Annotated in this window: 24 protein-coding genes; 16 read left to right on the plus strand and 8 right to left on the minus strand. The window is 70.1% G+C overall.

Annotated elements, in window-relative coordinates:
- Nucleotides 1-38 precede the first annotated feature (38 nt).
- Entirely contained in the window at nucleotides 39-1,550 is a 1,512-nt protein-coding gene (locus tag H6726_18355) for an AAA family ATPase (GenBank protein MCB9659615.1), read from the minus strand.
- A 106-nt stretch (nucleotides 1,551-1,656) separates the two neighbouring features.
- On the opposite strand from H6726_18355, the gene H6726_18360 reads away from it, so the two are divergent.
- Together H6726_18360 and H6726_18365 are read left to right on the plus strand one after the other, a co-directional pair.
- Nucleotides 1,657-1,926: a hypothetical protein gene (locus H6726_18360; protein MCB9659616.1), complete on the plus strand. Its 270-nt coding sequence runs from the start codon at nucleotides 1,657-1,659 to the stop codon at nucleotides 1,924-1,926.
- 493 nt (nucleotides 1,927-2,419) lie between these two features.
- Complete coding sequence (locus H6726_18365; protein MCB9659617.1) at nucleotides 2,420-2,794, plus strand: hypothetical protein; 375 nt, start codon at nucleotides 2,420-2,422, stop codon at nucleotides 2,792-2,794.
- A gap of 24 nt (nucleotides 2,795-2,818) precedes the next feature.
- Here H6726_18365 and H6726_18370 read toward each other — a convergent pair whose 3' ends face one another.
- A complete protein-coding gene (locus H6726_18370; protein MCB9659618.1) occupies nucleotides 2,819-3,244 on the minus strand; it encodes a hypothetical protein in 426 nt (141 codons plus the stop codon).
- The gene (locus tag H6726_18375; protein ID MCB9659619.1) at nucleotides 3,241-3,843 is read right to left on the minus strand and encodes an alpha-ketoglutarate-dependent dioxygenase AlkB; all 603 of its coding nucleotides are present in this window, start codon (nucleotides 3,841-3,843) and stop codon (nucleotides 3,241-3,243) included. The genes H6726_18370 and H6726_18375 overlap by 4 nt, the downstream gene beginning before the upstream one ends.
- Before the next feature lie 209 nt (nucleotides 3,844-4,052).
- Between H6726_18375 and H6726_18380 the strand changes: the two genes are divergently transcribed.
- From H6726_18380 to H6726_18390, 3 genes are all read left to right on the plus strand, one after another.
- On the plus strand, nucleotides 4,053-4,982 hold the full coding sequence (locus H6726_18380; GenBank protein ID MCB9659620.1) for an ABC transporter permease: 930 nt from the start codon (nucleotides 4,053-4,055) through the stop codon (nucleotides 4,980-4,982).
- Nucleotides 4,979-5,779: an ABC transporter permease gene (locus H6726_18385; GenBank protein ID MCB9659621.1), complete on the plus strand. Its 801-nt coding sequence runs from the start codon at nucleotides 4,979-4,981 to the stop codon at nucleotides 5,777-5,779. The genes H6726_18380 and H6726_18385 overlap by 4 nt, the downstream gene beginning before the upstream one ends.
- Nucleotides 5,780-5,856: 77 nt before the next feature.
- Nucleotides 5,857-6,660: a phytanoyl-CoA dioxygenase family protein gene (locus tag H6726_18390; GenBank protein ID MCB9659622.1), complete on the plus strand. Its 804-nt coding sequence runs from the start codon at nucleotides 5,857-5,859 to the stop codon at nucleotides 6,658-6,660.
- Nucleotides 6,661-6,701: 41 nt separating this feature from the next.
- On the opposite strand, the gene H6726_18395 is transcribed toward H6726_18390, so the two are convergent.
- Nucleotides 6,702-7,538 (minus strand): 2OG-Fe(II) oxygenase, encoded by an 837-nt coding sequence (locus tag H6726_18395; protein ID MCB9659623.1) that lies wholly within the window; start codon nucleotides 7,536-7,538, stop codon nucleotides 6,702-6,704.
- A gap of 152 nt (nucleotides 7,539-7,690) precedes the next feature.
- Here H6726_18395 and H6726_18400 point away from each other — a divergent pair, with 152 nt between their 5' ends.
- From H6726_18400 to H6726_18420, 5 genes are all read left to right on the plus strand, one after another.
- Nucleotides 7,691-9,142, plus strand: coding sequence for a glycosyltransferase family 39 protein (locus tag H6726_18400; protein MCB9659624.1), 1,452 nt, complete (start codon nucleotides 7,691-7,693; stop codon nucleotides 9,140-9,142).
- Nucleotides 9,139-9,882 (plus strand): glycosyltransferase family 2 protein, encoded by a 744-nt coding sequence (locus H6726_18405; protein ID MCB9659625.1) that lies wholly within the window; start codon nucleotides 9,139-9,141, stop codon nucleotides 9,880-9,882. The genes H6726_18400 and H6726_18405 overlap by 4 nt, the downstream gene beginning before the upstream one ends.
- Nucleotides 9,883-9,924: 42 nt before the next feature.
- Nucleotides 9,925-10,158 carry a hypothetical protein gene (locus H6726_18410; GenBank protein ID MCB9659626.1) on the plus strand — a complete coding sequence of 78 codons (234 nt, stop codon included), beginning with the start codon at nucleotides 9,925-9,927 and terminating at the stop codon, nucleotides 10,156-10,158.
- A gap of 12 nt (nucleotides 10,159-10,170) precedes the next feature.
- Nucleotides 10,171-10,776: an SMI1/KNR4 family protein gene (locus H6726_18415; GenBank protein MCB9659627.1), complete on the plus strand. Its 606-nt coding sequence runs from the start codon at nucleotides 10,171-10,173 to the stop codon at nucleotides 10,774-10,776.
- 531 nt (nucleotides 10,777-11,307) lie between these two features.
- Complete coding sequence (locus tag H6726_18420; GenBank protein MCB9659628.1) at nucleotides 11,308-12,117, plus strand: DUF2314 domain-containing protein; 810 nt, start codon at nucleotides 11,308-11,310, stop codon at nucleotides 12,115-12,117.
- 22 nt (nucleotides 12,118-12,139) lie between these two features.
- Here H6726_18420 and H6726_18425 read toward each other — a convergent pair whose 3' ends face one another.
- Nucleotides 12,140-13,486 carry an acetyl-CoA hydrolase/transferase family protein gene (locus tag H6726_18425; GenBank protein ID MCB9659629.1) on the minus strand — a complete coding sequence of 449 codons (1,347 nt, stop codon included), beginning with the start codon at nucleotides 13,484-13,486 and terminating at the stop codon, nucleotides 12,140-12,142.
- On the opposite strand from H6726_18425, the gene H6726_18430 reads away from it, so the two are divergent.
- Both H6726_18430 and H6726_18435 read left to right on the plus strand, forming a co-directional pair.
- Nucleotides 13,485-13,952: a DUF1801 domain-containing protein gene (locus H6726_18430; protein MCB9659630.1), complete on the plus strand. Its 468-nt coding sequence runs from the start codon at nucleotides 13,485-13,487 to the stop codon at nucleotides 13,950-13,952. The two genes, H6726_18425 and H6726_18430, sit on opposite strands and share 2 nt — an antisense overlap.
- A gap of 25 nt (nucleotides 13,953-13,977) precedes the next feature.
- The gene (locus H6726_18435) at nucleotides 13,978-14,943 is read left to right on the plus strand and encodes a TraB/GumN family protein (protein ID MCB9659631.1); all 966 of its coding nucleotides are present in this window, start codon (nucleotides 13,978-13,980) and stop codon (nucleotides 14,941-14,943) included.
- Between the two features lie 96 nt (nucleotides 14,944-15,039).
- Here the strand turns inward: H6726_18435 and H6726_18440 are convergent, their stop codons facing one another.
- Nucleotides 15,040-16,089 (minus strand): AraC family transcriptional regulator ligand-binding domain-containing protein, encoded by a 1,050-nt coding sequence (locus H6726_18440; protein ID MCB9659632.1) that lies wholly within the window; start codon nucleotides 16,087-16,089, stop codon nucleotides 15,040-15,042.
- A 114-nt stretch (nucleotides 16,090-16,203) separates the two neighbouring features.
- On the opposite strand from H6726_18440, the gene H6726_18445 reads away from it, so the two are divergent.
- On the plus strand, nucleotides 16,204-17,055 hold the full coding sequence (locus tag H6726_18445; protein MCB9659633.1) for an SDR family oxidoreductase: 852 nt from the start codon (nucleotides 16,204-16,206) through the stop codon (nucleotides 17,053-17,055).
- Nucleotides 17,052-17,594: a carboxymuconolactone decarboxylase family protein gene (locus H6726_18450; protein MCB9659634.1), complete on the plus strand. Its 543-nt coding sequence runs from the start codon at nucleotides 17,052-17,054 to the stop codon at nucleotides 17,592-17,594. The genes H6726_18445 and H6726_18450 overlap by 4 nt, the downstream gene beginning before the upstream one ends.
- Before the next feature lie 78 nt (nucleotides 17,595-17,672).
- On the opposite strand, the gene H6726_18455 is transcribed toward H6726_18450, so the two are convergent.
- Nucleotides 17,673-18,806: a hypothetical protein gene (locus tag H6726_18455; GenBank protein ID MCB9659635.1), complete on the minus strand. Its 1,134-nt coding sequence runs from the start codon at nucleotides 18,804-18,806 to the stop codon at nucleotides 17,673-17,675.
- Between the two features lie 170 nt (nucleotides 18,807-18,976).
- Between H6726_18455 and H6726_18460 the strand changes: the two genes are divergently transcribed.
- A complete protein-coding gene (locus H6726_18460; GenBank protein MCB9659636.1) occupies nucleotides 18,977-20,686 on the plus strand; it encodes a CotH kinase family protein in 1,710 nt (569 codons plus the stop codon).
- Nucleotides 20,687-20,693: 7 nt separating this feature from the next.
- On the opposite strand, the gene H6726_18465 is transcribed toward H6726_18460, so the two are convergent.
- On the minus strand, nucleotides 20,694-21,044 hold the full coding sequence (locus H6726_18465; protein ID MCB9659637.1) for a glyoxalase: 351 nt from the start codon (nucleotides 21,042-21,044) through the stop codon (nucleotides 20,694-20,696).
- A gap of 174 nt (nucleotides 21,045-21,218) precedes the next feature.
- Between H6726_18465 and H6726_18470 the strand changes: the two genes are divergently transcribed.
- The gene (locus H6726_18470; GenBank protein ID MCB9659638.1) at nucleotides 21,219-22,142 is read left to right on the plus strand and encodes a formamidopyrimidine-DNA glycosylase; all 924 of its coding nucleotides are present in this window, start codon (nucleotides 21,219-21,221) and stop codon (nucleotides 22,140-22,142) included.
- Nucleotide 22,143 lies beyond the last annotated feature (1 nt).

Consider the following 22,143-nt stretch of genomic DNA (forward strand, 5'->3'; position numbering starts at 1 on the left):
CGCGAGCACCACGCGCCTCCCACGAACTCGCCCGCGCTTCAATCGTCGGCGCGCACGGCCCGCTCGCGTGCCCAGGTGCGCAGCTCGGCGATCTTCTCGGCCATCGTGACCGACAGCGGGCGCGTTCCGTCGATCTCGCGCGCCAGGTACTCGTCGTCGATGTCCACGTTCTCGGAGAACGCGCTGAACAACGCGGACACCACCACCTGCTCCAGCTCCGCGCCGCTGAAGCCCTCGGCGCGTGCGCCGAGCGTGAGCAGGTCGAAGGCGCGCGGCTCGCGGCCTCGCTTCTGCAGGTGTACGCCGAGGATGTCGGCGCGCGTGGCGGCGTCCGGCAGGTCGACGAAAAAGATCTCGTCGAAGCGCCCCTTGCGCAGCAGCTCGGGCGGTAGCTTGGAGATGTCGTTCGCCGTGGCGATCACGAACACGCTCTCCTTCTTCTCCTGCAACCACGCGAGGAAGGTACCGAACACGCGCTGGCTCGTCCCGCCATCCTGGTCCCCCTGGCCGAGCGCCTTCTCGATCTCGTCGAGCCACAGCACCACCGGCGCCATGGACTCCGCCGTCTGGATGGCGCGCTTGAGGTTGCGCTCCGACTCCCCGAAGTACTTCTGATAGAGGTTGGAAGGGTCCAGGCGCAGCAGCGGCAGGCCCCACTCGCTGGCGACGGCCTTGGCGCACAGGCTCTTGCCGCAACCCTGCACCCCCAGCAGCAGGAGCCCGCGCGGCGCCGTCAGCCCGAACTCCTTGGCGCGCACGGGGTCGGTGAAGGCCGCGCGCCGCTTGCGCAGCCAGCGCTTGAGGTTGCCGAGGCCGGCCACCTCGCCCAGCTCGTGATCGTGCGGAAAGTACTCCAGCACCCCCGAGCGCTCCACGATGCGCCGCTTGGCGTCCATCACGCGCGCGAGGTCGGCCCGAGTGAGCGCCCCGTCCTCCACCACCGCCTGCGTGATGATCTTCTGCACCTCGAAGAAGGTCAGCCCGTGCAGCGCGTTGAGCAGCGCGCTCACATCCTCGGGCGTCATGTCCACCTTGACGGCGCGCCGCGCGCCGATGTCGCGCACCACCTGCGTGATGAACCGGTGGTACGCCTCGGGCGTGGGTGGGTGCAGCTCCACGTGCGTGAAGAGGGGCTCGAGCCCGCGCGGCAGCTGGAGCTCGGGCGTGGTGATCACCAGCGCCCCGCGGTGCTTGAAGTAGCGCTTGTAGATCTCCTTCACGCGCGCTGGAACCGCGGGCTCCTCTCCGTCCAGCGGAAAGCTCGGGAGGTAGAAGAGGGCCTCCATGTTGGCCTGCTCGATGAACGCGAGGCAGCCCTTGGGTGTGTCCGTGCCTGGGGAGCCAGGGCTGGGCGGGGCGTCCACGCGGGCGAGCCCGGTCGCGGGGTGCCACACGAACAGCGGCAGCCCCACACGGTCGGCCAGGTGCGCGAGGAGCGTGCGCACGCGGTCCTCCTCGACGCTCTCGATGACCCACAGGGGGTGGTGGGCGTTCACCAGGACCTCGAGGTCGCGCAGCTGGCCCACGGTCGGGGCTACCCAGTCGCTCATGACCCTACGGTCGCCGCCCGGGGTGGGCCACGTCAACGTCCACGATTGTCAGCAATTGTCACTCCGGTGGCACACGCACAGATCGTGGGGTAAGAGGGGGACCACCATGGGCAGCGCGGAGCAAGAGCAGCTGGATCGGACGGTGCGCGAAGCGTGCGCGCAGTCGGGCCTGCGGAGCGACAGCGCCTTCCTGGTGAAGAACCTGATGCGGCGCGACCCGGCCACCTGGCCCGTGTGCTGCGGCAGCGGCTGCAACCCGTGCACCGAGAACCTGGTCATGGCCGCCGTGGCCGCCAAGCGCATGCTGACCGAGGTCGCCGAGTCCGAGCAGACGGCCGCAGAGTCCGTGCCCGCCAAGGTCGCGACCGTCGGCTGAGCGCGCGAGGGTCGAGACACCCTCGGTGCGCCCGCTGGGCGCCACCGTGAATAGTTGCGCGCGGCCGCCCTGCCGAACTGTTGACGAAGCGACCTTTGTCCCAGAACAAAGGCATCCCGGACTGAAGAGGCTGTCTCCGAACGGCAAACCGTCCCGAATTAGGGGCACCCCGGACTAAAGTCCGGGGCAGCATCCTTCCGAGCGCCCGGCTACCGCCGGGCACTCTCCAAAGTCCTCCCCACAAGGGGGAGGACTGTCTTGCTCGGCACCACCGTAAATCCAAACGCAGCCGTCCCGCCGAACACCCGACTGCCGTTCACGAGACGCAGTCCGCCTCCGCAGGGGGCGGACTTCGAGCTGGCGATCACCTGAGATCGCTGCCCCGGACTTTCAGTCCGGGGTGCCCCCATATGGGGACCGAATCCGAGACACCTCTGTTCGGCGAGTTCGCTGGCGAGTCTCGTGCGCGGAGGCGGTCTGCTAGCCTGCCCCCATGGCGCGCTACGCGGACCACGACCCGGACATCCTCCTCCGCGCCGCGCGCTACGCCCAGCTGCCTGACATCCGGCGCGCCGTGGCCTGCGCGCACTTCGGGCTCTCGGCGGGGACGCTGCGGCGCGCCATCAAGGAGCTGGGCCTGCGCGGACGACCGCGCCTCGTGGACTACGTGCTGCACGCAGTGACCCACGGCGGGACGCTGCGCGAGGGCCCGCTGACGGACCTGGACGGCCTGGCGAACTACCTGGACTACGTCAACAAGGACGGGAGCCGGGCGGAGGACGTGTGGCGTCACCTGCGGCAGCTGGAGCGGGAGGGGATGGTAGCGATCTCCGAGGGGCGCTTTCGGCTGCTGGGCGAGTTCCCCTGAGCCGTGTCTGCCGCTGTCGTGCGCTCAGCGCTGGATGAGCCAAAGCGCGAGCAGCAGCCCCAGCAGCACGGTCGAAAGAGCGAGCGCGGGCGGCACCCAGCGCGAAGGGAGCACGCGCGCCCGCAGCGCGAGACCGTCGCGGGGCTCGAAGCCCTCGATGGTGATGTAGAGGTCGCCCGCCGCGCCGCCCTCTCCCGACAGCCCACCCGCGCCGCGCAGGCGCAGCGTGGTGCCTGGCGCGAGCCCCGGCGGGATGCCCAGCGCGATGTGCTCGCCCTCGCCGTGTGGGTCGGCGCGCGTCACCCGCTGCCCTGCGTACGGGAGCGCGAGCGGCACGTGCACGCGCGTGGGCTGCCCCTCGACCGGCGTGGGGGCGCGCAGGGTGACGTACAGGTCCGGCCCCTTCTTGCCCTCGGCTGCGGGCTGGAAGATGTTGCCGAGCTCGGTCACGGGCGCTCGGGCCTGCCGAGGAGGATGGTGCGGAACGTGAGGTTGACGCGCACGGAGTGCACCTTCGCCGTCTTGGGCAGCGCGTGCCGCCAGTGGTGCTGCGTGACCCCGCGCATGACCAGCAGCTGGCCGTGCTCGAGCGTGACCGAGACCTTCTCGCGGTCGCGCTTGTGCCGGAAGTCGAAGCGGCGCGCGGCGCCCAGGCTGAGCGACGCGATGATGGGGCTCCGGCCGAGGGCGGGCTCGTCGTCGCTGTGCCAGCTCATGCCCTCCTGCCCCGTGGGGTAGAGGTTGAGCAGGCACGCGTTGAACGTGCAGCCCGCGGCGCGCTCCACGCGCTCCTTCACCGCGCGCAGCGTGGGCGTGAAGGGCAGCGCCACCTTGGTCGCGCCCGAGTAGCCGTACTCCGCGCCGTCGTCGCCGTACCAGGCCACCAGCCGCGACGTGACCACGCGCTTGCCCGCGATGACCAGCTCGTCCGGCCGGAAGGGCACGGCCTCGCACAGCTGAGTGAGCAGCGCGGTGGCCTCGGTTTCGGCGTAGAGCCGGCCGTGGTCGTGCACCTCGCCATCGCGCGGCAGCAGGTTGCGCGGCGGCATGCCGGAGGCCGCTGGCGGGTCCGCTTCGGCCTGCCACTCGAAGGAGCGCTGGGCGGCGGTGACGTTCAGGGCGCGCGTGCTCACAGGATGCTCGGCAGCATGACGCGAAAGACGGGGGGGCGGCCACCGCTCTGGCAGGCGGCGTGCCGACGCCGCCGAGGGAAGGCACGAGGATCGACATGCGCCGCGTGGCGACGTAGCGTGCGCGCGTGTGGCGCTACCTCACCGTCCGCTCGCTGCGCGCCTTCGCCACCGTGGTGGGGGTGGTCACGCTGGTGTTCCTGCTGGTGCGCCTGGTCCCGGGCGACCCGGTCGACGCCATCCTCGGTGACCAGGCCAGCCCCGAGGAGCGCGCGGCACTGAGAGAGAGCCTGCACCTGGACGCGCCGCTGCCGCAGCAGTACGCGCACTTCGTCGGCGACGTGCTGGACGGGTCGCTGGGGCACTCCTTCCGCAACCCGGCCCGCTCGGTGGGCTCGCTCATCGCCGAGGTGCTGCCCGCCACCGCCGCGCTCGCCTTCGCCGCGCTCGCGTTGGCGTTCGGGATCGCCCTGCCGCTCGGGGTCATCGCCGCGGCCCGCCGAGGGACAGCTGCCGATGCGCTCGCGTCCACCGTGGCCGTGCTGGGCTTGGCCATCCCCAACATCTGGCTGGGTCCGCTCTTGATCTTGGCGTTCGCCGTGGAGCTGCGCTGGCTGCCGCTGCCGGGTGACGACGCGCTGGGCCTCGAGGGGCTGCTCTTGCCCGCCATCACCCTCGGGACCGCGCTCGCGGCCATCCTCACGCGGCAGACGCGCGCGTCCATGCTGGACGTGTACCAGGAGCAATACGTACTGGCGGCGCGCGCTCGAGGCCTGGCCGAGTGGCAGGTGGCCACGAAGCACGTGCTGCGCAACGCGCTCCTGCCCGTGCTGACCATCGGCGCCGCGCAGCTGGGCGCGCTCTTGTCGGGCGCGGTCGTGACCGAGAAGGTGTTCGAGCGCGCGGGGCTCGGGCAGCTGTTCCTGGACGCGTTCTTCGCGCGGGACATGCCGGTGGTGCAGGGCTGCGTGCTGGTGGTGGCCATCACCTACGTGGTGCTCAACATCGCGGTGGACCTCCTCTACGTGGTGGCCGACCCACGCGTGAGGCTCACGTGAAGCGGCTGCTCGCGCGTCTGGGCCTCGTGCTGGTGGGTGGCTTCTTCGTGCTGGGTGTGGTGGGCCCGTGGCTCGCGCCCCGGGACCCACAGGCCATCGACCTCGCGCACCAGTTCGAGGCGCCGTCCAGTGGGCACTGGCTGGGCACGGCGGACAACGGCGTGGACCTGCTGAGCGCGCTCCTGCATGGGGCCCGGCTGGCGAGCGTGGTGTCGCTGAGCGTCGTGTGCGTGTCCGTCGTGGTCGGGGTCCTGCTGGGCGCGCTGGCGGGATACCTGGGGGGCCGCGTGGACCACGCGCTGTCGGCCGTGACCGACGTGTTCCAAGCGTTCCCAGGCATCTTGCTCAACATCGCCATCCTCGCGCTGGTGGCCGAGCCGGGGCTGCTGCACCTCATCGTCGCGCTCAGCGTGTCTGGCTGGGTGCTCTACGCGCGGGTGGCGCGCGCCGCGACGCTCAGCTTGAAACAGCTGGCGTTCGTGGACGCTGCGCGGGCGCTGGGCGCCAGCGACGTGCGCATCCTCTTGCGCCACATCGTGCCCAACCTCGCGGGGCCCATCGTCATCCAGGCCACGGCGGGCCTGGGCGGAGTCATCCTGGCCGAGTCCACCCTCTCGTTCCTGGGCCTCGGCCCGGGCGTGGCCGTCTCGTGGGGCGCGCTCTTGGACCAAGGGAGCAGCGTGCTCTTGCGCTTCCCGCACGTGGCGCTCATCAGCGGCGGCTGCATCGCCGTGACCGTGCTGGGCTTCCAGCTGGCGGGCGACGCGCTGCGTGACACGCTCGACCCCCGCGGCTGACGCGCGGCGGGCGCCAGGGCGACGGGAGCGACGAAATCGGCAGGCCTCCCCTCGTCGTTTGATTGTAGGCTGCTCGCGTGACCAGCACGAACGGCGACGCAGCGCGCTACGCGGAGCAGGGCTTTCTGACCCGGCTGCCAGGCTTGAGCGCCACGGAGGCCAAGGGCTTTCTCGATCAGCTGCTCGCGATCGAGGCCGAACAGGAACGCCTCCACCGGCGTCGGTTCGCCCTCGGAAGGCAGTGGCGCGAGCGTGGCTTTCGTCCCCACGAGCGAGCCGACCACCCGCTCCGTGAGTGGCTCGGCACGATGGCGCGACACCCGGCGATCGGCGACGCCGTGGCACGCGTGCTCGGCGAGGATCTCCTGGTCCGCAACGCCGACATCGTCATCCGTCCGGCGCGCTCGCTGTTCGGCTCGGCGTGGCACCGCGACACGGCGCAGACGGGTCCGGGAGTGGACCGCATGGTGACCGCGTGGGTCGCCCTCACCCCCGCGACGAGGATGAACGGTTGCATGCGGTTCATCGCTGGGTCCCATCGCCGCCCGCCCGCCCGTCGGACGGGCTTCTCCCTGGACCCCCGCCCGCGCCTACGCCAGCTCATCGACCCCGAGCTGCGCGAGGACGCATGGATCGACCTCGAGCACGAGGCCTGGAACGAGCTCGACGCGGGTCAGATCTCACTCCACCACATGCGCACGCTGCACGGCTCCGGGACCAACTGGACGGGCTCTCCGCGGGTCGCCCTCGTCCTCCGCTTCCTGGCAGACGACGTCGACCCGTCGGTCGCGGGCTGCGGTGAAGCGATGTTGGTGCGGGGCCGTCACCGGAACCGGAACATCGCGCTGCGTGAGGCCGTGACGATGCAGTGGTCGCCTTGAGCGCACCAAGGCGCGTTGCCTGGCAGTCCGTTGGAGGACTGCTAGCGACGCGTGTGGCGGTCCACCCAGGCGAGCACCCGACTCGCGAGACGGTCGTCGATACCCGTGACGCGCTTCACACGGTCGTAGACGCGCAGCAACATCTTGTCCGCCCAGATGAGGGCGCGCTTGGTCGTTGCGTCGGTGGGGCGCGCGCGGTACTCGGTCGACTTCACCACCACCGGCTCACCGGCCGTGAAGTAGTACAGGGCGATCGAGCGGCGCGCCTCGTGAGGCGGGCAGGCGTAGGGATCGGGGTGTCCGTGGAACGTGTCGACGTCCGTGTTGAAGATGACGGCGCGGTTGAAGACCGGCTCGATCGTGGCGCAGCAACGCTGCATGCTGCGGTCCCACAGCTCGAGCGCCCCGCCCCAGGCAGGCTCGTGATGCGGGTTCAGGTAGAGCAAGAGGTTCACGCGCCGTCGCCAACCGCGGTGATGGGGGTGCGCGGTGAAGTCCGCATGGACGTTGAGGAAGCCGCCCGGCGGACTCTGGTGCAAGCCACCTCCCTCGAGCCCCGGATCCGGGATGAGGTCCGGGACGCCCGTGAGCGCCGACAGCTGGGCCACGAACGTCGGCGAGTTCAGGTGCTCGACGACCTCGCGGAGCGGCGCGGGGAACGAGTCGAGCTTCGTGTTCCCGTACTTCTTCTCGTTGAAGTGGGTGTACGCGGTCCAGTCGTCGGTGCCGAGCTGCGGGAACGCGTCGAACGCACGCGCAGCGACGTCCTCTCGCAAGAAGTGGTCGAGGACGATGTGAGGAAAAGCGGGCGCCGCCGCGTAGGCCGTGGCGTGTCGGCCGAGCTCGACGCTGGGGTGGACGGGTGACTGGCCGGGCATCAGCGCCGTTACGGTAGCAGCGCGCGCACCGGCCGCCTACCGCCCGAGAACGCCCGCGCGCTCGTCGCGTGCTAGAGTCCGGCGCTTTGTCGGCGCCCGTACAACCCCCCCCCGGCGGGACGGCCCCCAGGTGGGTGCTCGCGCTGCTCTCGATGCTCTCGATCGCGGGCGTGGCCATCTGCCTGTGGAGCGCCCCTGACAGTGTGTTCGGCGACGAGGGCGACCTCATCCGACCCGCCCGAGACCATGCGCGCGGGATCTACGACCATCGCGTCAAATACCCGAGCTTTGCGCTGCACCTCTACGGGCAGAGCTTCCGACTCGCTGGCGTCCTCGAGGACTTCGACGCATGCCTGCGGATGGCGCGGGTCCTCAACGCGTTGCTCTTCGGGTTGGGGATCGTGCTTTCGTACGCGGTCGCGCGGCGCCTGATCTCGGCAAGGGGCGCGCTCGTCGCAGCGCTGCTCTTCGCGACGACCCCCGTGATCATGGTCTACGCGCCGTACGTGAAGACGGAGCCGGTGCTGATCGTGGAGACGCTGCTCTGCATGTACGCCGTGCTGCGGGTCGCGGAGGAGCCCTCGCGGTTGCGCTGGCACGCGCTGGCGGGGCTGTGCGCGGGGCTGGCCATGGCGACGAAGATCAGCGTCTATCCGGGCCTGATGTATGCCGCCTGGCTGCTCGTGAACGTCGCCCGTCGCTCGCCGCCCGCGTGGCATGCGGTGGGGCTGTTCGTGCTCGTCGCCATCACCTCCATGCTGGTCACCTGGACGAACCTCTCGATCCTCCCGCAGATGTGGGACTACTGGCAGGACGACCCATACTTCCAACCCAATGCTTCGCCCTTCCGCGCCGTCCCTGGACTGCGCGCGTTCCCTTGGGACCGGTACACGACGTTCTTCATCGTCACGCTGCCGCTCAGCATTGGGTGGCCCATGATGGCGACCGTGGCGTGGAGCGCGCGCCTGTCCGTTCATCGTTCAGCGTTCGGATACGCCATCGGTGGAGCGACCCTCGTCACGCTGGTGCTCTCCCTGCAAGCGACGATGCTCCGCGTACCCCACGGCTTCATGACGCTCTACCTGTGGGCCGTGATCACGTCGTCCGTCGTGATCGAGCGGCTGCGCCTGAGCGAAGTGCGCTGGCGACGTGCTGCTTCGGTGGGTGCGCTCGTCTCGCTGCTGGGCATGTCGGCGGCGACCATCGCGGATCTGACCCAGAGCAACCCCGAGCACGAAGCCGAGCGCTTCATGACGGGCGACGACGTCATGCTGTTGCTCTACGCGCGCAGCCGTGAGCCCGACCGCGAGACCATCCGCAGCCAGGTCGAACGCACGGCTCCCAGGCGCATCGTCGTGATGAGCTCGTACCTCCACAACATGTGCAAGTACCGTGACCACGCGCTCTACGAAGACAACTGCCGGTACTATCACGCGCTCCTCGCGGGGGAGACCCCCTTCCACCACGTGACCGACCTCCCGATGTTGATCCCCCTCGCCTTCTTGGCCGTCGACCCCGACGTCCGCGACGCGCGCTTCTTGGTCTTCGAGCGCGACCCCACACCCGCCTCGCAGGACGGCACGACCGAGGGGTTCGGTCGATGATCCACGGGAAGCGTGTCGGGATCGTGATGCCCGCCTACAACGCCGCGGCCACCGTCTCGGACGTCCTCGCGCGGGTCCCCGAGGGGCTGGCCGACGAAGTGCTGCTGGTCGATGACGCCAGCACGGACGGAACGGCAAGCGTGGCTCGCGCGCTCGGCATCGACGTCATCGAGCACGCGCAGAACCGAGGCTACGGCGCCAACCAGAAGACCTGCTACGACGCGATGCTCGCGCGGGGCGTAGACGTCGTGGCCATGTTGCACCCCGACGATCAGTATTCGGGCGCGCTCTTGCCAGAGCTCGTGACGCCCATCGTCGATGGGGAGTACGACTTGATGCTTGGCTCGCGCTTCTGCGGCTTGGATCCGCGCGACGGGGGGATGCCGCAGTACAAGTTCGTGATGAACCGGCTGCTGACGTGGTCGCAGAACCGCGCCATGGGCACGCGGTTGAGCGAGTTCCACACGGGCTACCGCGTGTTCGCCAGCGCCGCGCTCGCTCGGATCCCGTACCACCTCAACCGCGACGACTTCGTCTTCGACGCGGAGATGCTGGCGCAGGCCGTGTGTCTGGGGCATCGCATCGGCGAGGTGCCGTCCCCAGCCCGCTACTTCGCGGGCGCATCGTCCATCGGTTTCCGCGAGAGCGTGCGCTACGGACTCGGCGTCGTGAGCGTCACGGTGCGCGCATGGGCCCACCGGCGCGGCGTGCTGGACGACGAGCGCTTCCCGCTCGGCTGACGAGAGGAGCGCCGTCAACGTGGGACGTGTAGCCTGGTGTGCATGAGCACGAGTGACCACGACGACGAGAGCAGCATCGAGAACCGCGTCTACCTCTTCCGCGAGCTGGCCGCAGCGTTCATCGCGCGTGACGGGGGTCTGCTGGCGTCCACGGACCCAGCCGACCGCGCGCGAGCCCGCGCGGCCCTGGCCGAGATCGCGCGCGCCGCGTGCATCGTCGCGGATCTCGAGGACGCGAGCCCCGACGAGGTCGCCGAGGCCATCACCGGCAGGTAGGACGCCACGAACATGTACGGCCCCCGTTACCGCGCACTCTTCGAGCTGCTCTATGGCAGAGCGCCTACCGGGCTCGAGCGCAGCGTCATCGAAGCGGCCGAGGAACGACTGGGGTTCCCCATCCCTCCGCCGCTCCGCGACTTCCATCTCGTGTGCGGCGGCGAGGACCATCTTACGAGCGCGTACAACATCATCGTTCCCCCCCGCCTCTTAGAACGCGAAGACGGTCGGCTGGTGTTCTGCGAGGAACACCAGGGCGTCTGCGTATGGGGTTGCACGCCATGGGGCGAGAACCCGGACGCGGAGGTAGGCAACGTCCTCCCGGATGACTCCCTGGAGTGGCACGCGGAAGGGGCGACCCTGGGTAGCTTTCTTTCTGTCTTGGTGCTCCTCCAGACTGCGTGGGGCGGCTTCGAGTTCGTCGAACAGCTGCCATCGAGCCAGGCCGCCCTCGTCGACGCTGGCATCGAGTGGGACCGCGTGGTGCGGCACCGAGAGCTGACAATCTACGTGGCGGATGGGACCGTGGCCGCGGCGTTCGACGACCATCCGAGCATCACAGGCGCCGGTCGGACGGCAGCACACCTCGAGCGCCTGATGGCGCTCACGTCGCCGTGACATCGACGGACTTCCACGAAGTGTCGAGACACCCCAATCTCCGAGTTCTGCGCTCATGACGCTCGCCAACCTCGAGAATCTCGCGTACTACCCCGTGCCTGCCGGCACGTACGAGCTCGGCTGGCGCTTCAACGGGAGGCTCCCCGTCGCGGCCAACGCCGCCCTGGACGCGTTCTGGGCCTGGCCCGAGCTCCGCACGCACTTCTCGGCGCAACGTCGTGTCGACGTCGCAGCATTCCACATCGCGCGGGACAGCGTCTCACTCGAAGCACTGATGGGCGACCCCTGGGCGACGGCGGGGACTCCATCTGTGGTGGGGAACCGTGGCCGGTGGCGTGGCTGGCCCTCTCGCCGAGCTTTCGGATCGACGACGCGCAGGTGGGCGACCAGTTGGCCGAGCACTTGGAGACGGCCTTCGTTCGGCCGGTGCGCATCGGGTGAGTGGCGTGGCCTCGGTCGCCTGGAACGCGGTCGGCGTGTCCGCGTGTACTTGGGCGTGGAGTTCGTTGTAGGCAGCGCTGGAGGGAAGCGATGAGCCACGAACATATTCGAAGCGTCGAGCAAGACGCGAGCATGGATGCCGCCAACGCCGTGGCGCGTGGGACCTTCAAGTTCCTCTGGCGCGAGCTCTCCTGGGAGTACCGCCGCATCATGTGTGCGTTGGAGCTGTCCGCGGTGAAGATGCCGTTCGAGAACCCCGCGCCCGGGCCGGGTGAGTCGGAGATCGAGCAGATGTGGGTCGGTGACATCACGTTCGACGGGCACGTGGTGCGTGGGACGCTGCTGAATGACGCGCGCTCCATCGCTAGTCTACGCGCGGGAGCTCCGGCGGAGCAGCCTCTGAGCGAGATCAGCGACTGGCTGTACGCGATGCGCGGGCGCGCCTACGGCGCGTTCACGGTGCAAGTCATCCGCGCCAGCATGTCGCGCTCGGAGCGCGGCGGGCACGACCGCGCGTGGGGCTTCGACTTCGGCGACCCGGCCGAGATCGCGCTCGCCCCCGCACCCGAGGCGGCGCGCTCGGGGTGGAAGCTCTTCGCCAAGAAGACGCCCTTGCGGACGGCGGCCGAGCTGGAGCGCGAAGACCACCCCATGTGCCTGAACATGGTCCCCAAGATGCTGGAGGCGCTCTCGAGCGACCCGAGCATCGTGAGCCAGGTCGACGCAGACGGCTGGACGCTGCTGCAGCGCGAGGCCCTGGCAGGCAACGCCGCCATGGTGCGCGGGCTGCTCGACCACGGTGCCCCGCGCGACGCGCGCACCCCGCTCGGGGACACCGCGCTCGACTTGGCGCAGCGCATGGGCTGGCCGCTCGTCGTGGAGGCGCTCGAGGCGCAGTAGCTGCGGCGCGCAGCCCCCGCCCTCAGCTCTGCGACGCGCGAGCGTGCCACGCGGCGGCGAGAGCCTCGCGGTCGTCGGGGTGGGCGATGTTCATCAGCGCGTGGGCGCGCTCGCGGAGGGTGCGGCCGTAGAGGTCCGCCACACCCCACTCGGTGACGACGTAGTGGACGTGCGCGCGCGTGGTGACCACGCCCGCGCCCAGGGCCAGCTGCGGCACGATGCGCGGCCGGCCGTGGCTGGTGCGGCTGGGCAGCGCGATGATGGGCTTGCCGCGCTCCGACAGCGAGGCGCCGCGGATGAAGTCCATCTGCCCGCCCACGCCCGAGATGATGCGCTCGCCGATGGAGTCCGCGCAGACCTGCCCCGTGAGGTCCACCTCGACGGCCGAGTTGATGGCCGTGACGCGCGGGTTGCGGGCGATGACCGTCACGTTGTTGACGTACCCGATGTCCAGCTGCACCACGGCGGGGTTGTCGTCGATGAAGTCGTAGAGCTTGCGCGACCCCATCACGAAACCCGACACGGTCTTGCCCGCGTGGATGTGCTTGCGGGAGTTGTCGACGGCGCCGCACTCGATCAGCGGCAGCACCCCGTCGGCCCACATCTCGCTGTGGATGCCGAGGTGACGATGGCCGCGCAGCGCCAGCAAGCTGGCGTCGGGGATGGCGCCGATGCCCATCTGCAGCGTCGCTCCGTCCTCCACCAAGCTCGCTACGTGCACACCGATGGCGCGCTCGGTGTCCGTCAGCTCGCGCTGGGGTAGCTCGGGCAGGGGCGCGTCCACGTGCACCAGGTGGTCGATGTCGCGCACGTGCACGAAGCCGTCCCCGTGCACGCGCGGCATCTGCGGGTTGACCTGGGCCACCACCACCTCGGCCACGTCGAGGGCCGCGCGCACCACGTCCACGCTCACGCCCAGCGTGCAGTAGCCGTGAACGTCGGGGGGCGACACGTGGATGAGCGCGACGTCGATGGCGCGCCGGCGCGAGCGGAACAGCTGCGGGATCTCCGACAGGAAGCAGGGCAGGTAGTCCACCCGCTCGTAGTCGAGGCGCCGGCGCACGTTCTCACCCACGAACAGGTTGGCCACGCGGAAGCTCTCGCCGTACTGCGCGTCCGCGTGGGGCGCGTCACCGGAGACGTGCAGGTGCATGAGCTCCACGTCGCGCAGCTCGCCCGCCCGCTCGACGAGCGCCCCCAAGAGCGCGTGAGGCGTAGCCATGCCGCCATGGACGAAGACGCGCTGGCCGGACTGGATGCAAGCAACGGCGTCGTGAGGAGTCGCGTGATGAGTGGTCACGCACGTGAAGGTGGCGCCTCGGCGCGCGGACCGCAACGACGGAAGCGTGACGAGTCGCAAAGGGAGCATGGCGTATGCTCGGTGCGTGACCCATCGCCCAGCACCCGCACCTCGGGACCCCGAGGCGCCGCTCTTCCTGCTGCCCGGCGGCTCGCGGCGCGACCCCGCCATCGACGCGTGGATCGCCACCCGTCGCCGGGAGCTGCAGCCTTTGGTGGAGCGCTGGTTCGGGCACGCGCGCGGCTGCGGCGACGACGTGCGAGAGCGGATGCACGACGGCTGCCCGACGGTCTGCGTGGGCGACGCCGCCTTCGCGTACGTGGGCGCCTACACGCACCACGTGAGCATCGGCTTCTTCATGGGCGCGCTGCTGGACGACCCCCAGAGCCTGCTCGAGGGCACCGGCAAGCGCGGCCGACACGTGAAGCTGCGACCCGCGTGCACGCACGACGAGCGGGGGCTGAAGGCGCTGCTAGACGCCGCCTACGTCGACATGTGTGCCCGTGTGCGCGCGCTCGAAACGGGCGGCGGCTGACCGCAGACCGGGTACGCTGCGAGCCATGCACGGGACCCTCTGCGCGCGCTTCACCGTCTCCTCTCTGTCGATGCTGGCGCTGACCGCGCTGCTGGCCCTAGCGGGCTGTGGTGGGGCCTCGACGCCCGCCAGCGCGGCAACGGTGGCCCCAGGCAGCACCACGCCGACGGCGCCTTTTCTTTGGCGCGTCGAGAGCCGCGAGGGCCGTGTGTCCCACCTGTTCGGCACCATCCACGGCGGCGTGACCTTCGAGGAGGCGCTTCCCGCGCCGCACGACGCGCTGCTGCGAACCGCCAGCGCGGTCTACGTCGAGTCGCTGGTCGACGACCCCGCCCAGATGCAGGTCTTCGCGCAGCGGCTGATGCAGCCGAGCCCCACCCCCTTGTCCACCCACGTGGGCGCCGAGACGTTCGATGCGCTGGCCAACCAGATGCCCGACTTCCCCCGCGAGCGCTTCGACGCGCTGCGCCCGTGGGCGGCCTTCTTCGTGATGCTGTCGTTCCGGCTGATGCAGGCGCTGCAAGGACACGCCGCCGACACGGGTGGAGACCCGGCCACACCCGCGGTCGACGCGGTGGTCATGCAGGTGAGCCGTGAGCGGCAGGTCGCCCCGCAGCCGCTCGAGCAGATGGGCGAGCTGGCGGACATCATCGAGGGCGTCGACGAGGCCGTGTACCTGGCGATGCTGGCGGAGTTCGCGAGTCCCGTCGCGGAAGACGAGAGCGACCAGCTGGCCGGGATGGTCGCGGCCTACCGCGCGGGCGACCTCGAGGGGCTGGCGAGCGCGGTCGACGTGCTGAACACCAGCGAGGCCACGGCCGCGTTCTTCACCGCCCTCATCGCGCAAAGGAACACGCTGTGGATGCCACGCCTCACGCGCGCGTTCGACGCGGGTGGCGCGTTCGTGGCCGTGGGCGCGGCGCACATGCCGGGCACGGAGGGCCTGCTGTCGCGGTTGCAGGCCGCCGGCTACACGATCACGCGGCTCTGACGGGCACCCCCACGCGACACGCCATCCCGAGCACGTCGAACGCATCCCGACCGAGTGCGCCAGGCGCGAGAGCAAGCTCTCCCGCTCCGACGTCGTTCAGTCCGCAGCGCGCGGCGTCGCGCCCAGCAGCGCTGCTCGCGCCTCGTGGGGGGTACACCCGCGCGCCGCGCGGAAGGCCCGCGAAAAGTTGGCGGCGTCTGCATACCCCAAGCTCAGACCGATCTCGGTGATGCTGCGGCGCGGGTCCGCGAGGAAGCGTTCGGCCAGGGCGAGCCTCGCCTCGCCTTGCAGCTGCCTGAAGCTGGTGCCCTCCTCGCTCAGCCGCCTGCGCAGCGAGCGGGTGGACAGGGCAAGCGCTCGCGACACGTCGGTGAGATCCGGAAACGGTGGACCGTGCTCCGAGAGCGCGTGCATCACCAAGCTGCTCGTGCGCGCGGGGTCGGGTCGCGACGCCAGCTCGTCGAGGCAGCGCTTGCGCGCCGACGCGTGTGCCCGGGCGTCCGCCAGCGGCAGCGGCAACGCGAGGACGCTGGTCGGCACACGCAGCTCGTAGTGCGGCTGGTCGAAGCGCAGCGCGATGTCGAGCGTGTCCACCCAGCTGGGCAGCCCAGGTGGGCGCGGGTGGCGGGCGTCCAGCTCGACCTCCTTGGGCAGCGCGCCCCCCAGCAGGAAGTGCAGCTGCGCATAGAGGCTGCCGCTCATCGTGGCGGTGTGGAAGCGCTCCACCTCCGCGTCGAGCGGAAAGCGAACGTGCAACCGCACGCCTGTCGCTGCCCCTCGCGGCTGCACGCTGAGGGCGAAGAGGGGCATGATGAGCGGGAAGCACCGCACGACCAGGTCGACCGCCGCGGCGACGGTGGGCGCGGTCAGCGCGGCCATGCTGAGCGAGCCGTGGCTCATGAGCTGCAGACGCTTCCCCACCTCGAGGCCCAGGGCGTCGGTGTTCTCGAGCGCGCACGCGCGTCCCACGAGCGCCTCCACCTGCAGCAGCGTGAGGTAGCCCTCGTCGGAAACGAGCGCCTCGGTCGCTACGCCAGCGAGCCGCAGCAAATCCGCCCTCGCGTGACCACGCTCGGCCAGCACGTCCAAGAGCATGGCGTAGTAGCGCGACGGCACGAAGGCCTGGGCGGGGCGCTGTGCGGGCATGCGCGCGAGTGTGGCTCCTTGGGAGGACGCAGGTCCACCCCGCTTGGCCCAAACTGACAGGCCGATGTCCGCTGGAGACAGGCTCTGCGCATGCCCCTCTGGCACGGTCGAGCCATGACGAAGCTGGCGGGCAAGAAGACGGTCATCACGGGCGCGGGGAGCGGCATCGGCCGAGCGTTGGCGCTGGCAGCCGCCGAGCGCGGCGCGTGGCTGCTCCTGACGGATGTGAACGCGGCGACGCTGGACGACGTCGTCGGGGAGGTGACGCGCGCAGGCGGCCGTGTGCTCGCCGCGCGAGCGTTCGACGTGGCGGACTTCGACGCCGTGCAGCACTTCGCGCGCGAGGTGGAGGCGGCCCATGGCAGCGTGGACGTGCTCGTGAACAACGCCGGCATCGCCATCTGGGGCCGCGTGGAGAGCATGGCGCACGCCGACTGGCGCAAGGTGGTGGACGTGAACCTGATGGGGCCCATCCACCTCATCGAGGCGTTCGTACCCGGGATGATCGCGGCCAGGCGGGGTGGGCACCTGGTGAACGTCGCCTCCGCGGCCGGCCTCTTCGGGCTGCCTTGGCACGCGGCGTACTCGGCCAGCAAGTTCGGGCTGCGCGGCGTGTCGGAGGTGCTGCGCTTCGACCTCGAGCGGCACCGCATCCGAGTCAGCTTGGTGTGTCCGGGCGGGGTGGACACGGGCCTGGTGAGCACCGTGAAGGTGGCCGGCGCCGACCCCAGCACCCCCGCGTTCCGGCGCATGCGCGCCCGCTTCCAGCAACACGCCGTGAGCCCGGAGCGCGCGGCCTCCCGCATCCTACGCGGCGTCGAGCGCGATCACTACATGGTCTACACCTCGGCCGACATCGCGCTGGGGCACTGGTTCCAGGCGCGCTTTCCGTGGCCCTACGAGCAGGTCATGCGGGCGCTCAACCGGGCCTTCGACCGCACCCTCTCCGCTCAGGAGGACGCGTGAGCACGCGCGAGCCGCGCATCGCCCCGGGCACGCTGTCCGACGTGGGGCTGCTGAACGGCGCGCTGGCGCACCTGCTGGGGCTGGCGAGCGGCGGGCCAGCTCCGAACGTCTTCCTCACTTTGGGGCGCCATCGCTCGCTGTTCCGCAAGTGGCTGTGGTTCGCGGGTGGGCTCATGCCCGGCGGCACGCTGCGTCGGCGTGAGAGCGAGCTGGTGATCCTCAGCGTGGCCCACAGCATGGGCTGCGCCTACGAGTGGGACCATCACGAGCGTCTCGCCAAGCGTGCCGGGGTCTCCGCGGAGGCCATCGCGAGCGTGCGGCGCGGGGAGCTCGACGCTGCCTGCCTCACACCGCGCGAGCGTGCGTTCCTGCGAGCGTCCCACGAGCTCTTCGTCGAGCGGGAGATCGGGGACCCCACGTGGCGGCAGCTCGTGGCCCTGGCGAGCCAGGTCGAGATCATCGAGCTGTGCCTCTTGGTGGGCCACTACCAGATGCTGGCCATGACGTTGAACACGCTGCGCGTCCCGCTGGACCGGTGAACGGCACGGGTACAGTCGAAGAGCGACCTCTCGGGCACGAGGGGACCATGACGCGCTGCGCCGATCCTGGATGATGCTTCAGGGCACGGACTGGAAGTCGTCGCCGCCCCCCAGCTGCGCGTCCAAGAAGCGCAACAGCCCGGGCGTGTCGGTCAGCGCTGCTACATCGAGTGCGCCATGACGCGTGCCTTCATAGAGGAACACCCGGTGAGCGCCCGCTCCCACAGGACGCACGTTGGTCTCCGCCCACGCCAGGTAGTCCAGCAGACCGTCGTGGATGAACGTGGGCGAGGGCACGCGGAAGTTCGCGATGAGCGTGTAGAGCCCCGTGACGGTCACGTCCTCGTACGCACAGACCAGCGACGAGCGCAGCGTGGGGTAGTGCGTGTGCAGCGCCGCGAAGGCCTCGTGCAGACCCTCGGTCTCACAGCGCGGGCACCAGGGGAAGAGCGTCTCGTCCAGCCTCCACTGCGCCGCGATCCTCGCCTGACCGGCCGCACTCAAGAAAGGCGCGCGCATCAGCGGCCCCGAGTCGTTGACGAGGAAGGGCAGCGGAGCATCGGTAGTGGCAAAGGCGCTCGCCACCAGGGGGTAGCTGGCCGTCACGCCCACCCCGCCAGCGCTGAAGCCTGCGAACGTGATGCGCGTAGCGTCCGCGAAGGTGGGCACCACGCGCGGGATGACGCGCATGAGGTTCGCGCGCCCGCGCTGATGGATGGTGCCGAGGCGCGGGTGCTCCACCAGCGCGTCGGCCAAGTGGAAGTCCCCGGTGCAGTGCGGCACTACGACGAAGTTGGCGTCGCGGAAGGGGTTGGCGGGTTCGTCGCGGTCGAAGATGCCCACGTCGCTGCGGTAGCCCTCGACGAACCACGCCAGAGGGTCGTCACCCAGGCCTTCCAGGTTCTCGTCCAGCAGCGCGCAGCTGGTCTCGTCGTAGCAGATGCCGCCGCCCATCAAGTAGAAGACCAGCTCACGGCTACGCGATGTGAAGTTCAGAAACACGCCCGCTGAGGTGCCGTCGCCGCAGACCATGCCGTCGATCGGCTCGTAGACCCAGCTCTCCTCGTTCGTGTCATCCACCGCGAAGGGTTCGCCTGCCACGAAGCCGCCGCTACCCCACGGGTTGGGCACGCCACTGTCTTCTCCGCAGCCTATGAGGCCGAGGACGGATACCGAGCAAAGGAACAACGTGAGCACGATGCGTGGCAACATCGGTCGAGCGTGCATCGTGCAGCACGCAGAGCGCCTGTCACGAGTGGACATGTGCTTGTCATTTGGAGCCAGGATGTCGGACCTGCACGCCACGCATCCAGGCCAGCCAGGACCCCGCAGCTGCGTGACGAACGAGTGACAACCCGCGCCGAGCTGGCCACCATACGAGCATGTCTTCCCTCTCGCGTGCCCGTTGGCGCCCGGCGCCGCTCGCCGCGCTGGGCACATTTGCGCTGACCGCCCTGGCGCTGACCTCGTCGAGCGGCTGCTCGCCTTCGGGTCGCACCTTCGAGCGCCGCGCCGACGGCACGGACGTCGCGTTCGACCCGGCGCACGTGCTCACCGTCGAGGTCGAGATGCCCGCGGCGGACTTCGACGTGCTGCGCACACAGGGGCGCACGCTGGCGGACGTGTGCTCGCCCGAGAGCCCCTACGACTACTTCACGGCCACCGTCACGGTGGACGGCATGCGCTTCGAGGGCGTGGAGATCCGCAAGAAGGGCTTCTTCGGCTCGCTGAGCGACGAGCGCCCCTCGCTGCGGCTGCGCTTCGCGGAGGACTCCGGCCCCTACGGGCTGCGGCGCATGACCCTCAACAACGACCGGCAGGACCCGAGCCACCTGCGGCAGTGCCTGAGCTACGGCGTGATGGCCGCGGCGGGCGTGCCGGCGCCGCGCTGCAACTACGCGCGCGTCACGGTCAACGGCGAGGCGCTGGGTGTCTACACGCACGTGGACAGCATGAACAAGCCCTTCCTGCGGCTGTACTTCGACGACGAGGACGGCGCGCTGTTCGAAGGACAGACCGGCGACTTTTCCGAGCCCTTCTTGGGCGGCGTCCAGAGCAAGACCGACGAGCAGCCCGACCGCGAGTTCTTGGCCGCGCTCGCTGACGCGCTCGCCGAAGACGACGAGGGGCGCATGCTCTCGCGCGTGAGCGCGCGGGTGGACATCGATGCGTTCCTGTCGTTCTGGGCGGCCGAGGCGCTGATCGGCGCCTGGGACGGGTACAGCAACAACCGCAACAACTGGTTCGCCTATCGCGACCCGGACAACGGCAAGCTCTACTTCATGCCGTGGGGACCCGACGCGACGTTCGCGCCACTGCGCTTCGAGCAGGGGCTCGGCTCCATCAACGGGCCGCTGCGCTCGGTGTTCACGACGGGACGGCTGAGCGCGCGCCTGTTCGAGGTCGACAGCGTGCGGAGGCGCTACGAGGCGCGCATGGCCGAGCTGCTCGAGGACGCGTGGAACGAGGACGCGCTGCTGGCAGAGGTGGACCGCGTGAGCGCGCTGTTGGGCACCGACGTGGACGCGACCACGGCGGACGTGGTGCGCGGCTACATCGCGAACACGCGCGCCGACATCGAGGCGGAGCTGACGCGCGGGCTCCCCGCGTTGCCCGCAGGCTCGGTGGGCGCGCCCGTGTGCCTGTACCCCGCAGCCGTCCTCAGCGGGACCTTCGACACCACCTTCGACACGCTGGACATCACGCAGCTGACGGAGACGCGCGGGACGCTGACGTGGACCAGCGACCCGCCCACCGTGAACCTGCCACAGCAGTACGACGCGGTGGCTGGGCTCGACCCGCAGCTCATGAACACGCCCACGGTGCGTGTGCTGGGGCAGCGGGTGTCGGGGCAGGTGCTGGTCGTGGCGTTCCCGATCGCACCCGAGGACTTCGAGAGCGGGACGGTCATCCCGCTCTCGGGGCTCACGGCGCTCGGCGTGGTGGTCGAGCTCACCTTCCGCCCGACGGGCCCGCTGCTGCGCTCCCTCGGCGTGCTCACCAACGGGACGCTGACCCTCGACGAGGTGGACGCCACGTCCGGCGGGCGCATCGCTGGGAGCTTCAGCGGCCAGTTCTACGAGCAGCGCTAGCGGGCTTCTAGGCCGCGGCCTGCGCCTCGACCAAGCCCACCACGTTGCCCTCGGGGTCCGCGAACATCCCGAGGATGACCCCCGGAAGCTCCGTGCGCGGCATCAGCGTCTTCCCGCCGAGCTCCCCAGCGCGCGCCAGCGACTCCTCGATGCACGGCGTCTCGACGTAGAACGTGACGCGCGGGGCGTCCCCCTGGCCGACACCGCCCGAGATGCCCGCATTCTTCGGGGCGTTCACCATGCCGTACTCCATGGTGCCGTCCACGTCGTAGGTCCACGCGAACAGGTCGCCGTAGAACGAGCGCAGCTTCTTGCCTTCGGTGCCCATCACTTCGAACCAAACCACTGGGTGCTTCATCTGTCTCTTCCTCGTGTTCGGACCGCCCTGTGCGGCCACGGGGAGAGGTATGCGGGGGGGCTCCTGACAGCGTCATGTCAGCAGCGCCGTCGGGATGATCGCTCCTGACAACTCCTGTCTCGCGCGCGCGCGCCGCGGAGAGGCGAGCCGGTGTGCGATAGTGACGCCCGCGCCATGCCCGAGCTGCCCGACATCGAGAGCTACTGCCACGCGCTGCGCGCTCGCGTCGTGGGTCAGCCGCTCGAGGGCTTCGAGCTGCTGAGCCCCTTCGTGCTGCGCACGGTGTCACCCGCGCCCGCCAGCGTCGTCGGGTCGCGCTTGCTCTCCGTGTCGCGCCTCGGCAAGCGCATCGTGTTCTCGTTCGAGCACGACGTGCACGCCGTGGTGCACTTGATGATCGCGGGACGCTTCCGCTTCGAGGCCGCCACGGGGAAGCCCCCCAAGCCCCTCTCGCCGCGCGCGGGACCGTTGCTGCGCATGACCTTCCCCACCGGGCTCCTGACACTCACCGAGGTCAGCAAGAGGAAGCGCGCGAAGCTCCACATGGTGCAGGGCGCGGTCGCGCTGGCCGAGCACGACCCAGGCGGCATCGAGCCCCTCGAGGTCGACGCGGCGGCGTTCCGCACGGCGCTCACGGCCGAGAACCACACCATCAAGCGCGCCCTCACCGACCCGCGCGTGCTGAGCGGTATCGGCAACGCCTACAGCGACGAGATCCTGCACCGCGCCGAGCTCTCGCCCGTACGCTGGACCACGCGACTGAGCGACGACGACTTCGCTCGGCTGTACGCGGCCACGCGCGCGGTCCTGACCGAGTTCCGCGACCGCATGATCGCGGAGCTGGACGGAGGCTTCCCAGAGAAGGTCACCGCCTTTCGCCCCGACATGGCCGTGCACGGCAAGTACGGGCAGCCGTGCCCGGTGTGCAGCGACCCGGTGCAACGCATCCGCTACGCCGACAACGAAACCAACTACTGCGCGCGTTGCCAGAACGACGGCGTGCTGCTGGCCGACCGCAGCTTGTCGCGCCTGCTCAAGGGTGACTGGCCGAAGACGCTGGACGCGCTGGAGGAGCTCAAGCGCGCACGTCAGCGGTGAC

The organism is Sandaracinaceae bacterium, from assembly GCA_020633055.1.
Lineage (GTDB): Bacteria > Myxococcota_A > Polyangia > Polyangiales > Houyiibacteriaceae > JADJJE01.